13 protein-coding genes are annotated in these 18493 nt (G+C 52.7%); 5 read left to right on the top strand and 8 right to left on the bottom strand.

Going from position 1 to position 18493, the window contains the following annotated elements:
• Positions 1-113: 113 nt before the first annotated feature.
• Positions 114-611: a MarR family transcriptional regulator gene (locus NSU01_RS24670; protein WP_076244696.1), complete on the bottom strand. Its 498-nt coding sequence runs from the start codon at positions 609-611 to the stop codon at positions 114-116.
• A 116-nt stretch (positions 612-727) separates the two neighbouring features.
• On the opposite strand from NSU01_RS24670, the gene NSU01_RS24675 reads away from it, so the two are divergent.
• Together NSU01_RS24675 and NSU01_RS24680 are read left to right on the top strand one after the other, a co-directional pair.
• The gene (locus NSU01_RS24675) at positions 728-1609 is read left to right on the top strand and encodes an SDR family NAD(P)-dependent oxidoreductase (RefSeq protein ID WP_076244620.1); all 882 of its coding nucleotides are present in this window, start codon (positions 728-730) and stop codon (positions 1607-1609) included.
• 280 nt (positions 1610-1889) lie between these two features.
• Positions 1890-2396 (top strand): hypothetical protein, encoded by a 507-nt coding sequence (locus NSU01_RS24680; protein ID WP_076244617.1) that lies wholly within the window; start codon positions 1890-1892, stop codon positions 2394-2396.
• A 319-nt stretch (positions 2397-2715) separates the two neighbouring features.
• Here NSU01_RS24680 and NSU01_RS24685 read toward each other — a convergent pair whose 3' ends face one another.
• Positions 2716-2865 (bottom strand): hypothetical protein, encoded by a 150-nt coding sequence (locus NSU01_RS24685; RefSeq protein WP_179093529.1) that lies wholly within the window; start codon positions 2863-2865, stop codon positions 2716-2718.
• A 176-nt stretch (positions 2866-3041) separates the two neighbouring features.
• Here NSU01_RS24685 and NSU01_RS24690 point away from each other — a divergent pair, with 176 nt between their 5' ends.
• Together NSU01_RS24690 and NSU01_RS24695 are read left to right on the top strand one after the other, a co-directional pair.
• Positions 3042-3209, top strand: coding sequence for a winged helix-turn-helix domain-containing protein (locus NSU01_RS24690; RefSeq protein WP_083705558.1), 168 nt, complete (start codon positions 3042-3044; stop codon positions 3207-3209).
• Positions 3200-3322 (top strand): transposase, encoded by a 123-nt coding sequence (locus tag NSU01_RS24695; protein WP_076244614.1) that lies wholly within the window; start codon positions 3200-3202, stop codon positions 3320-3322. The genes NSU01_RS24690 and NSU01_RS24695 overlap by 10 nt, the downstream gene beginning before the upstream one ends.
• Positions 3323-3607: 285 nt before the next feature.
• On the opposite strand, the gene NSU01_RS24700 is transcribed toward NSU01_RS24695, so the two are convergent.
• The 5 genes from NSU01_RS24700 to NSU01_RS24720 form a co-directional block, all read right to left on the bottom strand.
• Positions 3608-5506, bottom strand: coding sequence for a DUF2264 domain-containing protein (locus NSU01_RS24700; protein ID WP_339302348.1), 1899 nt, complete (start codon positions 5504-5506; stop codon positions 3608-3610).
• A 6-nt stretch (positions 5507-5512) separates the two neighbouring features.
• On the bottom strand, positions 5513-6649 hold the full coding sequence (locus NSU01_RS24705; protein WP_042138905.1) for a glycoside hydrolase family 88 protein: 1137 nt from the start codon (positions 6647-6649) through the stop codon (positions 5513-5515).
• 60 nt (positions 6650-6709) lie between these two features.
• Positions 6710-6919, bottom strand: a complete 210-nt coding sequence (locus tag NSU01_RS24710) for a hypothetical protein (protein ID WP_076244612.1) — start codon at positions 6917-6919, stop codon at positions 6710-6712.
• A 274-nt stretch (positions 6920-7193) separates the two neighbouring features.
• Positions 7194-9008 (bottom strand): heparinase II/III family protein, encoded by a 1815-nt coding sequence (locus tag NSU01_RS24715; protein WP_076244610.1) that lies wholly within the window; start codon positions 9006-9008, stop codon positions 7194-7196.
• A gap of 78 nt (positions 9009-9086) precedes the next feature.
• Complete coding sequence (locus tag NSU01_RS24720; protein WP_042138908.1) at positions 9087-10229, bottom strand: DUF2264 domain-containing protein; 1143 nt, start codon at positions 10227-10229, stop codon at positions 9087-9089.
• Positions 10230-10350: 121 nt separating this feature from the next.
• Between NSU01_RS24720 and NSU01_RS24725 the strand changes: the two genes are divergently transcribed.
• Entirely contained in the window at positions 10351-11187 is an 837-nt protein-coding gene (locus tag NSU01_RS24725; protein WP_076244608.1) for an AraC family transcriptional regulator, read from the top strand.
• 528 nt (positions 11188-11715) lie between these two features.
• Here the strand turns inward: NSU01_RS24725 and NSU01_RS24730 are convergent.
• Positions 11716-18414 (bottom strand): S-layer homology domain-containing protein, encoded by a 6699-nt coding sequence (locus tag NSU01_RS24730; RefSeq protein WP_144026098.1) that lies wholly within the window; start codon positions 18412-18414, stop codon positions 11716-11718.
• Positions 18415-18493: the final 79 nt, after the last annotated feature.

Here is an 18493-nt window from a genome sequence, read left to right on the forward strand (position 1 = left end):
ATTGTCCGATTTCGTATGCCTACGCACATTATAGCGGGAAAGCGGTTACAGGCTCCATGGTCTAACTAGCAAGTTTTTGTAATTAGTAAAGGAGGCGCTAAGCCGTCACCAGCTTATAGCCCGTTGATCTGCTTGAGCATGTGAATGAACTGATGCAGCTCGTCGTCTTTCCATGCCGCAGTCCGCCCGAAGAACACGGAACCCTTCTCGTTAAGGGCAGCTATTGTATGCTGCTGTCCCTGCTCTGTAAGTGAGAGGAGGATGGCCCGCCCGTCATCGGGTGAGGCTTCCCGGCTCACATAGCCCAGAGACTCCAGCTGTTTGATCAGACGGCTGACCGCGCTGCGGTCCATAGCTGTTGCTTCCGCAATGGCGGCAGCACTAGCCGGCCCATAGGAATAGAGCCAGCGGACAATATGGAAGGCAGCCGGCTGCAACGAGGAATCGAACCGCGCGGCGGCTTTGACATTCAGCGCATGGGCTGCGCTGATCAGTGCGTTAAGCTGCTCTCCCAGCGCCAGCTCCAGCTGTTCTCTTGAGTCAAGCCTTGATTGATCAATGTTTATTGGTTCATTGTTTACTTGGATATCGTTTATTGGGTTCTGCTTCATATTCATTCACCAGTCCTTTGCTTTATAGATAACTGCCGCAAATATAGTTGACATATATCCACCATATAATTATAGTGGACATATATCAATTATACATTACTTAAAGGAGAATAACCATGCCCAAACAACGAACCGTTGTCATCACCGGAGCCACTAGCGGACTGGGACAGCTTGTAGCCGTCCATTTGGCGGAAAGAGGCTATGCGCTTGTCCTGACTGCCCGCAGTGAAGAACGTGCTGCGGCTACCAGAACCATCATCGAGGCCCGTCAGCCTGCTGCAAATATCCGTTTTGTCTATGGAGACCTGTCGCTGATGCAGGATGTGAACCGGGTTGGCGCTGAAATTGCCGCCGCCTGCCCTTCTATCGACGTGCTTTTGAACAATGCAGGAATCCACGCCTTCGAGCCCCGCACCACTGCCGAAGGTTTGCCGGAGATGATGGCTGTGAACTATCTGGCACCATGGCTGCTGACGCATAGACTGGAGACTTCACTGCGCAATGCAGGCCAGGCCAGAGTAGTCAACGTAGCCTCTGAGGCATCGCGCCGTCATGGTGTACTCCGCCTGCCCGGGGACTTAACGGATACTGCTGCTTTTACTGCCCGGGGCTCCTCTCCTGTCTACGGCAAAACCAAACTGCTAAACATCATGTTCACGGCAGAACTGGCCCGGCAATGGGCAGACAGCGGAATAACCGTCAATGCCCTGAATCCGGGCTTCAATGTAACCGGACTGGGACGCGAGCTGCGGTTCGCTTCTGTGATCGAGCGGATCCTGAAGATTATCCGGCTCGGTGATCCGCGAAGAGGGGCAGAAATTATCACCCGGTTAATCGTGGACCCGTTTTATGGGACAGTAACCGGAGGTTATTTTAACGTGGGCACAGGAAAGTCCATTGTACCGGTATCCCCTGGCGGCGATGAAGCGATGCAGCGCAGGTTGTGGGCAGATACACGGGAGTTGCTGGGGGAGATACTGGGAGAAAACCGGGATTAGGATGAATAGATTGACTTTATATTCCATTATTGATAATGTGAAGGGGCCATATGGTTGTAAATACCATACGGAGGATTCAATCATAATTTTTGTCTTTACCTGTGTGGTTCAGAGTTGTTAACTTAATGTATCTTGCTCAACACTCGGGATGAATACTAGGAATATAAATTAGAGTTTACTCATGGACAATCAGTTTTCCATATTGTGCATGAGTTATTTTACGTGGAGATATATCCTAACCCTACTCTTACTATATAAATGATAGAAATTGAGGTATGAGATGAAAAACACAAAAAAAATTATTATTGGATTCATTTCCTTAATAATAGTATTAGCAGTATTTTACGGAGGTTATTTCAAAAATAATAAAGAGATTGAATTTTTCCACGATAAGTTTGGAATACCGCTCCCAAAAGAAAGCAAAATTATATACAGTTATAAATCATATGGAGCATTGGGCGATGGATACCGGTTATATATCTATCAGGTCACTTCTAAGAGCATGAATGATATAGTGAAAAAGGGCCACGCAAATCATTGGTCTGAACTTCCTCTTCCATCAGATTTTACAGCTTCATTCTCCAAGAAAATTAGGGCGATCACAGACGAGACAACATCGAAGCTAATAACGCTTGATGCTGCACGGGGGTACTATATGATTAGAAATAACCAAACGAATGCTTCTATTACAGGAACTAATGTATTTAATTCCAGCTTCGACAACGTAATGATCGGAATTATGAATCTTGATAATAATAGAATTTATTTATTATCGTATAACATGTGAGGTTAGTGGATAAGGATCAGTCAGCCGGGTTTTCATTTGTTTCATTTGTGAGTAACGCACTGGGATACAATTTATCTAATATTGATTCATCTACTTTTAAGAAGAACTTGTTTTCAAAAATTAGTTGATTCGTATTAGATCCGATTTGATCTAACTTTCTTGATAGCTCAGATTCCTTGAATATACTTTGTTCATTACTGGCACGAAAATGCCATAAGGTGTATAGAGTTGACTAAAATACATTTTTGCGAGTCTTGATTCTACGGATTTCATCGTTTTTACTGATTCTACGGATTTCACTGATTCTACAGATTTCACGTTATTCTGAAAAATTAGTGTTAACAGGATTTTCATCTGACTTATTTGCGGTTACCATTTCTGGATAGGAGCCTGCTTTTGAATTGGATATTAATGCCACTCCTGAAATAATAGTCAATGCAAGGGCTATTAAGTATATTTTTTTAAACATATTATTTCCATCCTTTCTATACCAACGATTATTTCCTACTTTAAAATACTATATTCACTATATTCACTAAAAATACTATATTCACTATATTCACTAAAAATACTATATAACTTGAACTCATAAAATGGATCCTTCGCGAGTTCAGCGAGAAATATGCCCTATAAGGAATCTCTAAAATGCTGAATCGGCTTGGTTTTAGCTACACAAAAGCCACCTATACGCTGGTACGAGCCAACAAAGAGGAACAAAAACAATTCCGCGAGGTCACTTTACCTGAGCTGAAGGAGAAACTGAACCAAGGAAAAATTGACCATCTTTTATTTGAAGATGAATCATGGTGTTAGACAACGCTCACACTCATCATGCAGATGCAATTCCGCCGTTTCTGCGAGAGAATCCGAGACTTCAGCTTGTTTTTCTACCCAAATATAGCCCTGAACTTAATCCTGTTGAATGATTGTGGAAATGGCTAAAACACAAAGTAATAAACAATGTCTTTTTTCATAAGTATTACGTCATCCGTACTCATGTCGCAGCTTTCATGAAACGGATCCATAAGAGCCCTCTTGAATTGATTGATCGGCTACTTGTCCGGACGTAAAGATTTGCGGTTCAATCTATATAGTTTCCGCGTGATGAATAAGGATTAGCCGATTTCCAAACACGTTAGATGAGGTCATATGGGATGCATATAATCAAAAACGGCCGCACCCTCACAATCACGTGAAGATGCAGCCTTTTTCTATTGTATCGGGATAAAAATTTCCGTTCCGCCCGTAGTTTGAACCGTGATGCCATCCTCAGCAAAAGAAACCTGCAGCAAGGCCTCGGGAGATTGCTCCAGAATATTACCGGCCCCGTTCACCTGCTGTGCTGAAGAATCAGCCGGAGGATCACCGTAGACGGCCGAAGCCAGCCAGTGAATTCCGGGCTCAAGCGTAGCCGTCAATGTTGGCAGTACCGTCCGGGGACGCAGCAGGTTCGTGTTGGCATTGGGCCAGATGAGCTCTGCCTTTCCGTAACCCGTCAGTCCTTTGATTCCGCTGGTTCCCCAAGCTGTAGATACTGCTGTGCCTGAGTTGTCGGTCTGCTGCGCAAGCTCCGTTTCCTGGCCCAGGGCGAACCCGCCTTCAGCGGCGTCAAGTGCCCGGCCCGTCTCAATCCGGTGAATCCGGATATGCCAGGGAAGCCCTGCTACCACCCAGGTACGGACTTCCACATTAGTCCATGGCTTCCAGACCGACCGGAGGACGTTGTCCGTGATCTCGGATTCCACATTCCGGCGCCGCACGCGGTACAGATTGTCCCCGCCTTCGCTGAGCGCAAGCATGGAGTCGAATGCCCCCTGCGACAGCCCCCACTCAGAACGGGGTACGCTGAACCCAAAGCCTGTGGAATAGACGAATTTCTCGTATTTGGCCGAGGTATGGGTATGCTCATTCGTGTACAGGTGGCCGCTGTTGAACGCCGCCACATGACCGGAGGCCGGCTCGCGGACCAGAACAAGATGTGCAGGCTTCTGAACCATAACTGCCGGGATTTCCGGCAGGGGAAGCTCCTCTTCGCTCCAGAACGGATGCTCTTCACCAAGTGCGAGCGGCAGGAAAGTCTTCAGCGCCCAGTAGGGTGAGCCGGGTGCATTATAATTCTCCGCCATGACCAGATTCGGATACGTATATCCAATGGTCAATACGCCTGCTGCATCAAAGATGGGCTGGCTGAACCACCAGCGCAGATTGCGCAGAACGATGCCTTTCACCACACCGGCAGGGAAGCCTTCAACATCCGCATAAGCCAAGGCACTCCAGAACGCCGATTGGGCGAAGCGGTATGCCATGCTGCGCCCGTAAGGAAGCGCGGAGCCGTCCGGGGCGAACCAGCCCAGGAATTCAGCGGCGAACAGCCGGGCGCGTTCTTTAAACAATCGGGAACGCTCTGGGTCCTCCTTCTCCATCAGCTTCGCATAGAGCAGCGAATAGTAATGGATCGCAAACGGTCCATAATAATCGCAGTGCCCGTCAACACCGTCACTGTACCAGCCCTCTCCCAGATAGAATGCATCCATCCGCTGCAGGTTGTTCTCCAGCTGCACCGCATCATACGGGCGGCCGATGGTGCGGAACCCAACATTAACAAGTACATTGAAGAACAGCCAGTTACAGTCATAGCAGGGATGCGAGTTGATCTGATTCACCCAGTTGTACAGGTGATCCTGCTCCTGTGGAGCAAGCGGTGACCAGATCTGCTCCGGAACCGCTGCAAGCGCGAAGCCGAAAGCCGCCATCTCGACCAGACACTGGTCGTAATCCCTTACATCTCCCCAATATTCTTCATGGGCAGGGTCGGTGCCATGCCGGATGCCCTCCAGCACGATGTCCCAATTTTCACTGCTTCCGCCTCCGGCGAGCAAGGGGACCAGCCCCCATAATACCCGGGAAAAACCCTCCATCCCGGCAGTTGCTGCCGGATAGCTCGCTCCGGTTCTGCCGATCTCAAGTCTTGCGCCGCCTTTGCTGTAGAGCGGACGTAGCGGACCCGTTAGCTGTTCAAGAGCGGTCACAAGGTCCGCCCGCGTCTTCAGCGGATTGTCTGCAATCCGCAAGGATAATTTGTCTGATGCTGCTCTCCCGTTAGTCATCATATCCCCCTACTCCCAGTAAAACGGGCCGGCTTCTTTGATCCGCGCCAGCGCTTCAACATAGAAGAAATCACCGTAGATCAGAGGAACATCGATATTCCGGTTCTCCGGGTAGTTGCTTGTACCGTGAAGCAGCAGCCCTTCTTCCTCCGCATTATCCCAGGTCCCATAATTCCGGTAGAGGGATTCCGTAATTCTAAGCGCGCCGTTCCGGTAGACATGTGCCTCCGATTCATCCACCTGGCTCGCCAGCAGCAGCAGGCCGCTCGCCGCGCAAGAACCGGCGGAGCTGTCACGAATCTCGCCGATCTCACCGGGAGCCCGGAAATCCCAATGCGGAACCTGATCCTCCGGCAGACGCGTCAGGAAGAAATGGGCAACCTGCTTGGATGCATCAAGGTAGCTCTGCTTGCCGGTATGATGATAGGCCAGCGACAACCCGTAAAGTGCCCAAGCCGCGCCGCGCGACCAGGCCGACTCCGGTGCATAACCCTGTCCGCCGCGCTTCTCTACCACTTCACCCGTTTCCGGGTTGAAATTGACAATGTGATAGACAGAGCCGTCCGGCCGGATGAAATGCTCCAGCACCGTATCCATATGGGCCTCGGCGATATGCCGGTAACGCGGGTCTCCGGTTACTTCAGAAGCCCAGAAGAGCAGACTGGTATTCATGCTGCAGTCGATAATAGCCACCCCGCTGTTGTCTTCGCCTTCTCTCCATGGATTCCAGGCACGGATATAGCGGCCTTTGAGGTTGAAGCGGGCGGCCAGATAGTTGGCAGCCTTAAGCGCCCGGACCCGTGATTCCTCTGCGCCCGTGAGCTTGAAGTTGGCTACGCTGGTCAGCAGCCACATGAAGCCTAAGTCATGATCCAGCTTCACATAACCATCCAGCACCTCGTCCAGCCGCTGCTCGCAGCGTTCGGCAATCGCCTTCAGGCTCTCGTCCCCGCTCCCGGCATAGAGCTGCCAGAGCATACCCGGCCAGAAGCCGGCTGTCCACCAGCTCGGTGTCTCCAGTACGTACTTGCCGCCTTGGCTGGCATGGGGGAATTCCGCGCCGATTCTCAAGCTGTTTGCTCGCGTTTTCTCCAGTGCCTTGCTCCAGGCCTCTTCTACCCATGCCTGCTGTATTGTTCCACTCATCTGAATCCCGCCTTTGTTTGAATGATAAGTTCTGATCTATATAAGCTGAACGAAAGATTTCTACGAAAAATTTGCTTTAAATGCGGTAAATGTGGGGATTCCAGGCGGCGTACGCAGCAGTTTCCAGGCGGCGTGCGCAGCAGCTTTCCAGGCGCTGCTATCGCCGCAGAAGTTACGGGTTCCCCGCCCCGTTGTTAAATCCTGCATAAAATACAACATTTCCCACAATAAACCGGCCCAAATCCAAAATTGTTGTACAAAAGGCAACATTTCTTCTCATCCAGGCAGTTTAATGAAGAAATTGTTGTATTTCATACAACAATCCTCCTACACATCCCGGTATAGCAGCACCTAAGTTGTATTTCATACAACATTTTGCCGGATTCCGTCTGAACACCCGCGCTGGACCGGCCGTTTTGTTGGAATCGTCCTCTACGCGGGTTATATGCCCTCAATATTTAGTTTAGATTAGAGCTTCCCCCAGCAGAGAAGCAGTAACTCCGGCGGATGAGATTACCTGGAATTCGGGCCGCCTGTTCAATCTTCACAGAAATTGAAAAGTGAATGCTAATGTTCCCTCCGCCTCCGGCTGAAGAACATGGAAGTCCAGACTATGCCACAGTGTCTCCTGGCCATAATGATCCAGGTACACATGCGCGGTAATCTCCGGCCGGACTGCCTCAGGATCATAAGTGACCTCGACACCGTGACCCGCCGCAGTGCCCGGCAGCAGTACGCTGCCCGGGTGAAGAAGCTTAGGCCTGCGCCAGGTTACAAACCGTTCCGTCCAGCTCGCCGGAGCTCCCTCATACCGGTAGGTGTCTGTCAATTCCAGACGTGGCAGCTCCTCTTTGTGCCAGACCAGCGAACGCACCAAGGACTGCAAGCCTGACACCGGATAAGCCTGCGCCATCTCCAGCGTCAGCTCATCCTTCTCCGCCGCCGCAGATGCATGCAGTACTGCCGTGCTGAACTCCCGCCCTGCGCCTTGGTACTGGCCGTTGATGATCGGCACTGAATGTCCCTGTGATCCATTGCAGTCATAGCTGTAACGTCCGGCACCGAAATAATCAGCGGTATATTCTCCGCTGCCCAGATCGGAAGCGTAGATCTCTCCCCGGCCGCTAAGAATGAAGTGGCCCAGATCATTATGATTGTGCGGCTCATCATTGTGGCCGGCTTTGGCGGCGAACCCGAAGGAGCCTGCTGCCGGCACATGACGCGAGACAATCCAAGCGGCATCGGGAAGATAGCAGCTCGCAGCCTCCCAAGCCACATTCTCCCGGCCGGCTCTGGTCCAGATCAAATTACGCAGCGCCGGTGCGAAGCGGCTGCAGTGATCTTCAGTGAACGGCGCACGCAGAGCGGACGGCGGCCGCAGGACATCCGCATAGGCATCCGCCAGATAATGGGACAAGCCCATATGCACACGTACCTGAGGCACCGAATCCGAGAAATTGGCGACATGACTTTCGTCGATGAAGCATTGTTGCTGGAAACGGGCAATCTGCGATACCTTCTCCCGCTTGAACCAGTCCAGCCTGCCTCCGGTTCTTGCCCGGAGCAGATCGCTATAATAAGTGAAATAGCCAAAGCCATAATTCCAGTAGCCCAGCCCCTCCAGACAAGCGCCGTCGTCCCCGAAGCCTTCCAGATAATAGCTCATGCTGCTCTCTGTCTTCAGCAGAATATCCGTCAGCATGGCCGGTTCCTTCACCAGCAGCAGCGCAGCTGCCCCGATCGAGCCCGCACAGACTGCCGCCCAGTTATGGCGTGATGTCTCCCAGAAATATGGCCCCTGCTCAAGAAAAGGCCGGAAGATTCTGCACTCTACCTCATGCCGTATCCGGGACTGGAGCAGCAGCGGAAGCCGGTCCCCCAGCAGCAGTAACACTTCACTTAAGGTGAATCCCGTCTCGGAGGAGAACAGGTCAATATGCCGGCTGATCTCAGCAGCGTCATGGTCTGCGGGAAGATGGGCCGGAAGACACCAGGTGTACTCATCGCAGATGACCCAGAGGATATCCTCCAGCTTCTCCAGAGCCCCCGTATTATCCGGCTCCAGCAGGCTTAGGAATGCATAGGTATTCAGTCTTCTTCTCCGTTCGAAATAGACCCGTTCATATTCCAGTCTCGAGCCTGTACGCGCAAAAATAGAAAATAGCGTATACGTCAGCGCGGATATAGGCTGACCGTCCAGCCTCTGCGCCTCTGCGCGAATCTCGCTAATGTCTGCCTGTAATCCTCCGGATGATAACGCCCGGGTCCAAAAACCCGCCGAATCTCCCTGCGGATAATATAAGCTCCAGTCCGCCGGTTTCATGTCCTGCACAATACCGGCAAGCTCCTGTCTGTTCATGCCCTCTTCTTCCTCCTTATCGGTGCTCCACCCTGATTAGTGCCGCACCTCATAATCGTTAAAGCGGCTGAACACCCGCTATTCCAGCGCATGATCCCGCATGACATTCTCACCGTCTGCTATCCTCAGCGCAGTCCATTTCAGCTCTTCTCCCGACCAGAAGGGATCGGACGGAAGCAGCCCCAGCGGAAGGAATACGGCAGCGCATAAATAGAGGCTGCCCGTATTGATGTAGCTCTCCGCAAGCTCCGGCTGATAGCCATAGATCCCCGGCCGCAGCCAGCCTTTCTCATCCAGCGTACCCGGAGCATTCATGATCCGCTCTATCACGGCAGTCAAAGCGCAGCGTACCTGTGCCGGAGGCAGTGCCTCCTCCAGGAAATGCTGCAGCGCCGCCTGCGACAGCAGCTGAAACGCACCGAAACGGTACACAATCGAGCGCCCGAGGAACGGATAGGTGCCGTCCGGTGCAATGCTGCGTTCAAGCACTGAGGCATATCTCTGTGCCCGTTCCATAATCACCGGCTTAAGTGCAGCATATTGCTCCGACTCCTGTTCAAAGATGGCCACGACATCAACCAGCATCGGCTGGATCACGAAGCTGTTGTAATAATCCCAGTGAAAATCCTTGCCATCCCCGTAGACACCATCGCCCTTATACCAGTCCATGAACATATGAACCGCATAACCGACACGCATCCGGTCATAGTCGGCATCGCCCAGTATATATAAAGCCGCTTCCACCATTGCACTGAACAGCAGCCAGTTGCTGCCGCTTGGAGCCGTCCGGCGCGTCTGCTTCAGCGCTGCAATTAAATGGCCTTTGACCCGCTCATCCAGCCGGCCTGTAATCGCTTTCGGTGCGCGCACCAGCGCGTGGGCCAGGAAGGCGGCATCGACCAGCGGCTGCCCTTCCGTCTTGAACTCCATATAGTCAGGCGACTGCGGATCGACAGCTGCACCGATAGCCTCCAGCATCAGCGCGGCATAACGGGCTCTAAGCTGTTCTTCTTCTCCTTCAAGTCCTTCAAGCTCCAGCCAGGGGGCCATCCCGCAGGCCAGTCTCGCAAAAGCTTCCAGATGGGCAAACCGGCTCCGGTCACTATGAAACTCCGTAGGCAGCTGCTCTTTCAGCTGCCGCTTCGCTAAAGCCTCCAGCACCGGTCCCCCGATCAGCAGCATCGTATCCAGCCAGTATTTTCGCTGTTCCTTACCCTTCATCTACAATTCCACCCTTTCAGGTATTCTTCTTCTCTAGTGTAGTGTGGTATTATTGCAATGTCTTTGCGAATAATGATGTTTTATTGCGTTTGTTGCGATCAATCTGAAAGGGGCAATGACTATGAAACATGCCCGTTATCATCAAACATTCAACGGCGATATTCTGGCCGGTATCGGCAATTCCCCAATCTCACCGACAAGGGATTTCCATATTCATGACCACTACGAAATCTTCCTGTTCCTGGGCGGCAGTGTGAACGGGTTCGTCGACCAATACAGTTATCCGCTGCAGCGGGGCAATGTGCTCCTGTTCAACAATCACGAGATTCACAAAATCATCAATTTGTCCCCGGAGCCTTACGAACGGTTGACGATTCATTTCAAGGCGCCGCTTATCTATCCTTTCTGCACAGCCACCACCAATCTGCTCGCCTGTTTCCAGAACCGTCAGCCCGGTGAGCATAATCTGGCCCGCATGGATGAACCGCTGCTAACCGAGTATATGACTCTAGCTTCACTTCTGATTGCAGCACTGGAGAGTGAGCAATACGGCAGCGAAGTGCTGGCTCTGACTTACCTGATTCAAATTCTGGTGATCGTCAATGAGCTATACAGCCGGACCCGCTCCGCCGTGCCCAGCATTATTTCCTCGCATATTCAATCGGCCATGAGTTACATCGACAACCACCTGCATCTGAACCTCTCGCTCGAGCACATAGCCGGGGAGCTGAACGTTGATAAATACTATCTCAGTCACCTGTTCAAGCAGCAGACCGGCGGAACCATCTACCGTTATGTCCTGCTCAAAAAAATAGCCTTATCCAAGCAGCTCTTGTCCGCCGGAAATTCCGTATCCGATACCTGCTATCTGTCCGGCTTCAACGACTATGCTAACTTCATCCGCACCTTCAAGAACATCACCGGCATCCCGCCCGGCAAATATGGTAAAAAAAGCTGAGGCCTCCCTTATGACGGAGCGCTCTATTGAACTAAGGGTACGCTGGCTGGCGGAATTAGAGGGATTTATCCCTCTAATATCCTCGTTCTGCCCACTTCCGGTGGATATAGAGGGATTTATCCCTCTAATATCCTCGTTCTGCCCACTTCCGGTGGATTTAGAGGGATTTATCCCTCTGATTTCCTCGTTCTGCCCACTTCCGGTGGTTTTAGAGGGATTTATCCCTCTAATATCCTCGTTCTGCCCACTTCCGGTGGTTTTAGTGGGATTTATCCCTCTAATATCCTCGTTCTGCCCACTTCCGGTGGTTTTAGTGGGATTTATCCCTCTGATTTCCTCGTTCTGCCCACTTCCGGTGGATTCAGTGGGATTTATCCCTTCCATTTCCTCATTTCCGGCCAACCAGGCCGAATCTGATGGATTTATCCCTCTAATCCAGGGGTGTCTAGAAATTGAGGGCAAATTTCACATTCGTATAAAAAACCTGACAGCCCGCTACGCGCAGCTGCCAGGTTCTTTGAGTACCTCTTACAACTGTCCCAGCAGATTAGCGATGACTTGCGCACTCTCGGCGCGGGTCATGCTCTCCTGCGGAGCGAATTGCTGATTGCCGCGGCCCTTGATCAACCCCGCCTGTCCGGCGGTGCCGGCTGCGTTCTTCGCCCAGTCATGAATCAGGGCGTAGTCACTGAACGCTCCAGCAGCTATATCCTGGCTTGCATTGCTTGCATTGCTTGAATTGCTTGCATGGCTTCCCAGCAAGTACTCATAAGCGCGGACGATCATGACCGCCATTTCCTCACGGGTAATGCGCTCATCCGGAGCGAAGGCATCCTTGCTGCGTCCCAGTACGATCCCCGCTTCATTTACAGCGGCAACAGCTCCGGCATACCAGGACTTGGAATCCACATCAGCAAATGCCGGAGTGCTTCCCGCCTTAAGGCTAAGCGCCCGTGTAATCATAGCGGCGAATTGCGCCCTGGTTACTTCACCTTGCGGATTGAATTCTGTAGCCGAGATGCCTTCGATAATATGCTTCGCAGCCATGGACTTAATGACACCGGCCGCCCAGCTGCTGTTGCTGACATCCGAGAAGCTCTTGTCATACTCCAGTACTGCATACTGGCTGAAATGCTGTACATCGGCAGTAAACTTACCGTCAGCCAGTGTTCCGCCCATGTATTCAAGGGCACCGCTGGCAGCAATATAATAGACGCCGAGTAGGCTGCGGTTCGCATTAGGATCTACAGTGAATGTAAGGTTCAGCGGCTTGTCAAAAGCGGTTACCGGCACGGCCGTGCCGTCCGCAGCAACTACCTCCAGGCTGAAGCTGATTACATCACTTGCTGCCGACAGCTGAACGGAACCGTTGACAGCCGGATTGTTCATCAGCTGCTCCGCAGCAGCCTTCGCAGTCTTCACGGCTGAAAGCTTAATTCTCGCCCCCTCCGGTTGTCCTCCTACACCCGCAACCTTCTCCTGAATGCTCTGCAGCACTTCCGGTGTCAGGTCGACCGCAACCGTACTCCAGGCGAGACGCAGGGTATTCTCTCCTGTAATTCCCGATATTCCTGCCGGAAGCAGCACGGATTCTGTAGCATCACTGAGCTGAACCGTTATTGTCCCGCCTGCCGGAGCCGCGAAATCACCAGGGGCAAGAACCTTCTCGGTCTGCGGCTGGGGCGCCGGTGACGGTGTAGCCGCTGGTGTTGGTGCTACCGTAGACACTGGCGAATCCGTAGGGGCCGGTGTTGCCGTTGGAGCTGTTGTCGGCTCCGGTTCCGGCGTCGGCGTAGGTGTTGGTGTCACCGGCGGCTGTTCTGCTTCGCCTACAGTCACCGTTCGGGTCACCTCAGCAGCTGCGTTGCCTGCTGTATCCGTCACATTATAATGATACAAATAGGTGCCAGCAGCCGATGTATCGAGCGTCAATACTGACTCCCCATCCTTCGTAATCGCCGCCACGATGCGCTCCGTAATGTCGCCGTCGCGGTCATCTGCCGCAGTAGCTCCGGCATCGGTATAGCTTGCGCCATTCTCCAGTTGAACGGATTCTTCCCCAATCAGGGTTATCACCGGCTTCGTTACATCCGGATCAATGGCAACCACTACGGTTCTTGTTACTTCCTCCGCTGCATTCCCTGCGGTATCACTGACATTATAATGGAAGGTATAAATATCCTCTACCGCCGTATCCAGCTCTGTCAGGCCGTATACTTCACTGGTCACTGTTGTAACGATACGGCCAGTTATATCGCCGTCCTGATCATCAGCAGCCGTTGCACCGGCATCCGTATATTCCGAGCCAACCGGCAGATTAACTGTCGCCTCGCCATTCAGGGTAATCACCGGCAGATCGGTATCCGGTACCGGCAGCGTAATTGCTCCGCTGGCCGAGCTATCCGCCTTCGCCTCTCCCTTGCTCAGCGTAACCGAGAAGGTGAAGCTGCCATCCTTGTCGTCTGTTGCTTGCTGGAAAGGCGACAAGGTAATGTCACCCATGGTAACCCCGGTTTCACTGAAGCCGGGCAAACCGCCGATGGTCTGCTCCAGCCAGGCCTGAACAGCCTCTTCGCTGTTTGCCGTTTCCTTCCCTACATTGTAGGCTGCGCCTTCAATAATGCTCTTGGCTTCATTGACTGCCTGCTCATTGGCAACGCTAACCTTATCTCTGGCTACAGCTACATAGCTGATTACTGCAGCCTGACTGAACGTATTGTACACTGAATAGGTCACGGTACCGCTCACCGGCAGCGTGAAGTCATGATTGACCGCCGTACCCGCAGAACCTGCAACCAGGCCGGTACGAACCTTCTCAGATACGGCTTTCCCCTCAGCATCAGAATAGCTAAGTGTAACATCCATCGTCCGGCTGCTGTTGCTCCACCAGTCCAGATGATAGGACGTAATCGTATATTTCCCTGCATTCAGAGGCAGCTTGTAGACCAGAGGTGTATTCTTCGTATTGGAGCTGTATACTCCAGTCTGGGCTTTGTCTGTAGCAACTACTGCTCCGCCAAGTCCCTTTGGACTGTAGTTAGCCGTAATGTTGGTATGTCCCCAGACCGTATCCCCTGTCGACAACTGATCCGCCTTGTCATTCAGCAGGCTGTCCCCGACGAAATTCCTGATGGTTGTAAATGGCGGTGTTACCCCGTCAGCGGAGACACCAGGGTCCAGGAAATATACGAGACCAGCAGGCACCACTTCCACATACGCTATTGTCTTCAAATTTCCGAAAGTACCGGTTACAGCTACCCGCCCATATGGAGTGTCGAAGCTGACTGCGTCTACATTCCATTTCACAGCCACCTGCACCTTGCTGCCGTCAGCGCGCGTTGCTTCCAGCTTGGCCGGCAGGTTAGGCTTCTTCCCGGCATAAGTAGCCGTATCCTGAGGAGCGGCAAGTTCCCTCACATCGCCTACAACCAGCCCGATATAGGCAGATGTCAATCGCGCTTCCAGCTGCGCTGCTCCTTCCTGATCCAATCTGTACAGCACGGGATTATTCAGTGCTGCCTCAGCTGCACCTAGCGCATCTGAGAATAACTTCCAGTCATTCTCCGGGAATACATCCTGCCGTGTGATTTCCTGCGCGTCCTTCACGGCCTGCTGAAGCGCAGCAGTGTTCACGTTACCTGCAGCTCCAACGGCGATAACCCCAACAGAATCCACAGCTAATGTCCCGCTCAGCACCTTGATCTGGACCGTGTGCTCTCCGTATTCCAGCCCGCGGAGCATGAAGGTCTGGTACAGCTCCTTCGATGCTGCAGCAGCGCCCGAGAGCACTACAGTCCGGCCGTCCACGCTCGCTTCCAGCTTGGCTGAGCCGTCGTTCTGGCCCAGAATATCGATTCCGGTGCCGGTAAATGTGTATTTCAGTACCGCACCCGCAGCCTGACTGGTCGAAAGGGAACGCTGGTACACATACATCCCTTTGCCATTCTCATGGGTCCATGCACCCTCGTAAACCAGCTTGGATTGCGGAACCGCAGCCAGATCGTACATCTCCAGATTATCCAGCAGCTCTGAATAATAAGGAGTATAGCCGTCTACCTTCTCCACCTTCAGATTATCGAAGCGGACATGATAGAAGCCGCTTGCCAGCTGTACACGTCCTGACAGCTTCGGATTCGGGTCCGTATAGGTTGTAAGCTCAACATTATCCAGATAGGCAGTGATTCTATCACCTGCAACCTGAAGAGCAATGTTATGCCATGCGTTATGTGCGGTATCGTAACCCTCAAGCTTCACACCGCCGGTGCCTGTAGCGGCATTGCCGCTGGCGACAACAGTACCGCTGGACAGCAGCTGCCAGCCGCCGTCGAACCAGAACTTCAGTGCGTATGGCGTTCCGCTTAGCGTCTGTGACCCGCCCTGATAGCGGGCTCCGACTGCTGCGTAATTGTTGCCGCTGTAAGTGCTGTTCTGCTCAAAAGACACATCGGCACTGACCTTATAGTTGGTCCAGCGGTTATCACCGATTGCTGTGACCGGGTCTCCGCCGTTCCAGGCACCGCCAACTCCTGTAGTAATCTGGTCCAGCTGCTGGCGCAGGACATAATTATCCGTATCGCCGATACGATACCCCTCGAAGGCACCGTTAAGGTCCTGGGTATAACGCGGAATGACGCTCTGCTCACCGCCGCGGGAGCTGACATAGCTCTGCTCGCCGGCAATCACTCCGTCTTTGCCAATGACGGGAACGGTTTTGCTGCCGTAATTGAAGTCATCCGCATACAGAATTCCGTCTTCCGTATTCTGCACGGAACCTGTTGCATCGGTATCCAGCACTGTACGCTCTCCCTCAACCGGAAGGGCTGCTGGCGACTCCGCTGTGGCGTGGTTATCCAGCGTGCTTACAGTTACAATCGAGAACGGCTTCACTCTCACCGTGTATACACCGCTGCCGTCTGCAGCCGCATCGCCTAGATATTTCATATAATTGCTGTTAAAAGCCTGACCCTCATCCGCGGCACGGGTCTCCCATACTTCCAGGGAAGGGTTTCCTGTATAGCCCATGTTCACCGCCTGAAGCTTGTAGATCTTCTCATACTCGCTGTCATTGATAATGACTGTCGAGAAATCCTGCTTGCCCGGAGCAGCAAGTGTCATGTAGCTCGGAGTCCCGTTCCGTCCGCTGACCGGGTTCGTGCCGGATGCTCCGGTGTAGCTGGCCTTGGGCACCGCTCTCCAGACTCCTGCTGTATTATCCCCATTCTCCCAGCCCGTCTTGGCGAACCCGTTGAAATGCTGGAGAATAACCAGCCCTGCGTCATAGTGTATGAAGCCCGACCACGGGTCCCGCGCGCTGACCAGCTCCTTGAAGGAATACTGTCCCCCTTCATAGAAAGAGCCGATCGCCGGCTGGTAGATGAAGTGTGTCCGGCGGGAATTCACGAAGCCCTTAATGATGGTATTGCCCATTTCCAGCGGACCGCCGGTGCCGCCGATCCCCGTTCCGGCCGCTGACGGGTCCTTCATATTGTTGTTCGGGCGGAAGGCCGAGTTGCTGAAGGTTGCCTGCGCCTCACTGTTCCAGATTTCCTTGTCGAATTCTTCGGCCAGCCGTTTGAAGTTGCCTTTGCTGTCATCATCGGTGTTGTAATGATATCCGGCGGCCGTTACCGCCTCCCGCAGCGAAAGATCGCTGACCATAGCATCGCCGAAGGTGCCGATTCCGACCTCGTCGGAAATAATCAGCTTGATGTTGTGATACAGCGCTTCCTCCTCAGTGCTCTCGAAGCCTACAGTATCCGCTTTAACCTTGGCGCTGTATTGCTTGATCCAGTTCAAATCTGATGCATGCTCATTGACATCGGGATTGACGTAATCCACCATATAACCGTATTCACGGTAAGCGGCCAGAATCGTATTTTTGTACCATGTATAAATTTTATCGTTGTTATTATTGGCCCAGGCTGGAGCATTCCAGCGCAGGAAGCTTACCTTAACCGCAGGATTGATGGCCTTGGCATCAGCCGCAAGCTGGAAGCCGGGATGCCGGGTTACATTGGCCTCTTCATTCTCCGTACGCATCGTCGAAGGGTCGGGACCTGTAGAGTTGTTGCGGTCATTCCCCATCTCAATCTTGACATGGTCGATCAGCGGACGGTCGCCGCCGAACAGGACCTGCAGCAGCTGCGCATAAGCCTCTGGCTGTTCAGACTTATAGTCCATCAGCAGGGCGCTGGTACTGTTGCCGCTCAGCACGCCGAAGCCTTTGAACGTCAGGCCGTTAACATTGTCTTCCTTAATATCGTTGCCGTCGAGCAGAACTTTGACCGTAGAAGCTGCGGTCTGCCGGGCATCATCAAGCGCTTGCTTGATCGCACCTTCGGCAACAGCGAACCAGCTCAGGATCGGCTTCTCACCGGATACAGAAGCATAAGTCAAGGTCATAGGACTGTTAGTATCAATATCCCCGGGAATGGTGAATTCACCGGAAATAAACTTGGTCGTAGAGGTGTCAAATTGCGTGAACGTGATCGTCTTGCTGTCCCCGGCGGTATTCTTATACTCCAGGCGCGGCTCTATCCCGCGGTTGCGCGTGCCGGAGTACCATTCATAGAAACCGCTGCTGAGTGTATAAGTGCCCGCATTAAGCGCTTTCAATTTATAAACGATATGATTGCCGGACGGATCTGCCCGCAGGCCAACCTTCCATATGGACGGTTCCGTCGCCGGATCGGCAAGTCCCCCGTCTTTGGAGTTCTTTACCTTATTGCCGGTATCATCGAAGCCCCAATCCGTTGTTCCGCTGACATATTTCTGATCCGGTAACCCGTTAAGCAGGCTGCCGCCGGATAATATTTTGACCGCTTCGTACAGGGGCGAGGCTCCAGGAGGATTCCCCAAGGAATCGCCGCCTCTGCCGCTGTCCACGAAGTAGACGAGCGGACTATCAGCCGGCGGAATCACTTCCACATTCGCCACCACCGGCCCGCCGTTCGCGGTTCCGTTCACGGTTACGGTGTCATACGGCACATCGAAGGTGTCTTCGCCGATGCTCCAGTTCACAGCCGCAGTCTGGCCGCCAACATCAACGCTTGCCGGCAGAGTCGTACCTGCCGTTGTCTTTGCCCCCATATAGGCCGCTGCATAGACCGTATTTACAGTAGCAGCAGATGCGGCCGGCATACCTAGTGCCGGAAACATTCCGGCTACAAGTGCTCCTGACATCAATACTGAGAATAGCCTTTTCTTGACACGGGTTGTGCTGTTCATTCATTCATCCTCCTCTTGTTCAAATAAGTAAGCGTATCCATTACGTTGTTAGAAGAATAATTTCTTGGACAGACCTTTG

The organism is Paenibacillus sp. FSL H8-0259, assembly GCF_037963255.1.
GTDB classification, from domain to species: domain Bacteria; phylum Bacillota; class Bacilli; order Paenibacillales; family Paenibacillaceae; genus Paenibacillus_AQ; species Paenibacillus_AQ phytohabitans.

Bases quoted from the DNA above. Each gene is read 5' to 3' on its own strand.
- NSU01_RS24670 (WP_076244696.1), bottom strand. From the start codon at position 611: ATGAAGCAGAACCCAATAAACGATATCCAAGTAAACAATGAACCAATA.
- NSU01_RS24675 (WP_076244620.1), top strand. From the start codon at position 728: ATGCCCAAACAACGAACCGTTGTCATCACCGGAGCCACTAGCGGACTG.
- NSU01_RS24680 (WP_076244617.1), top strand. From the start codon at position 1,890: ATGAAAAACACAAAAAAAATTATTATTGGATTCATTTCCTTAATAATA.
- NSU01_RS24685 (WP_179093529.1), bottom strand. From the start codon at position 2,865: ATGTTTAAAAAAATATACTTAATAGCCCTTGCATTGACTATTATTTCA.
- NSU01_RS24690 (WP_083705558.1), top strand. From the start codon at position 3,042: ATGCTGAATCGGCTTGGTTTTAGCTACACAAAAGCCACCTATACGCTG.
- NSU01_RS24695 (WP_076244614.1), top strand. From the start codon at position 3,200: ATGGTGTTAGACAACGCTCACACTCATCATGCAGATGCAATTCCGCCG.
- NSU01_RS24700 (WP_339302348.1), bottom strand. From the start codon at position 5,506: ATGATGACTAACGGGAGAGCAGCATCAGACAAATTATCCTTGCGGATT.
- NSU01_RS24705 (WP_042138905.1), bottom strand. From the start codon at position 6,649: ATGAGTGGAACAATACAGCAGGCATGGGTAGAAGAGGCCTGGAGCAAG.
- NSU01_RS24710 (WP_076244612.1), bottom strand. From the start codon at position 6,919: ATGTTGCCTTTTGTACAACAATTTTGGATTTGGGCCGGTTTATTGTGG.
- NSU01_RS24715 (WP_076244610.1), bottom strand. From the start codon at position 9,008: ATGAACAGACAGGAGCTTGCCGGTATTGTGCAGGACATGAAACCGGCG.
- NSU01_RS24720 (WP_042138908.1), bottom strand. From the start codon at position 10,229: ATGAAGGGTAAGGAACAGCGAAAATACTGGCTGGATACGATGCTGCTG.
- NSU01_RS24725 (WP_076244608.1), top strand. From the start codon at position 10,351: ATGAAACATGCCCGTTATCATCAAACATTCAACGGCGATATTCTGGCC.
- NSU01_RS24730 (WP_144026098.1), bottom strand. From the start codon at position 18,414: ATGAACAGCACAACCCGTGTCAAGAAAAGGCTATTCTCAGTATTGATG.